Origin of the sequence: Nitrosomonas sp. Nm84, from assembly GCF_003201565.1 — a bacterium.
In the GTDB taxonomy this organism is placed as follows: Bacteria; Pseudomonadota; Gammaproteobacteria; order Burkholderiales; family Nitrosomonadaceae; genus Nitrosomonas.
Map to the genome: position 1 here is coordinate 1 of NZ_QJJP01000089.1, position 1,058 is coordinate 1,058.

Annotated in this window: 1 pseudogene; it reads right to left on the bottom strand. The window is 38.1% G+C overall.

Features of this window, described 5'->3' with window-relative positions:
• Nucleotides 1-966: 966 nt before the first annotated feature.
• Nucleotides 967-1,058: pseudogene (locus C8R34_RS16220) on the bottom strand (IS200/IS605 family transposase); the annotation flags it as partial.

Here is a 1,058-nt window from a genome sequence, read left to right on the forward strand (position 1 = left end):
GCTAGTCGACCTTGACCCTTAAAGTCAAGTCATTTGTCATAAATAACACTCCGCCCCTCAAGGAATTTTTACGACTATCCAGCACTTTTCCCTTTGATGAACAAGGAATTACACATACGAGTACTTTTCTCTGAATAAATTTTTGGTCTTAGGGAATCTAGCAAGATCAGAAATAATAATTTGCACATTACATAAAAAAACAAAAAATATCGCAGTGATAGTCAGAATAAAACTTGATTTCTCTCACAAATGGGATACAGGCTTATAACATAAAGAAAGAGCTCTCGCATTATAATGCACATATCTACTAATCATTTGATTATCAAATAAAATTAATGCTTGCTAGTGGTAGATTCGCTACAAGGCATTCTCTAAACACATAGCCATTAGCTTCCTCAATCAACCCCTCACTTTCAGTGAGCACAAAACTGACACACTCCTTCGCTTTAAAAGAATACTGATATCTATCAGGTTGTTCTTTTTCAGGCAAAGCAATTTCATGAAATAAGCCATATTGAGTCCACCACCGGCCTGATTCAGCAAGGCTCTTGATAGCGCCATATTCTTTCAGGTATTCACCACTCCATATACACCGGTGAGCTTAACATCCAGGGACAGACGCTGATTAATACTTGAGATCGCTTCACAGTCAAGCAAACCTGCCAAGAGGCAAATCAAAAAAATTAACTTCATCATTACCCTTAAGATCAATAGCTTTAACTGAATTCAAAATTTAGAATTAACGTAGTTTAAATAAAATACAATCCAGTGCTGCCTCTGAGAAAATAACCATCTAAAATAGTAGAGTATCTAAATTTCAATGAATTAGCGGATCTAACACTTTTCAGTTAGCGTTCCAAATGGAATTCGCCAAGAACATTTTCAACTCCTTATTTAACCTGCGATTCCTCGTGGTCTTGCCACGGAAATCTAAAAGGGGCTATTTGCGAGCCGCTGAAGCAGCACCTACATACCCAGTTTCAACTGATCATAACGCTCATCTTCCTTTTCCTGATCTCGGATATACGCCCTGACCATTGCCTCGTCCAATCCAACCG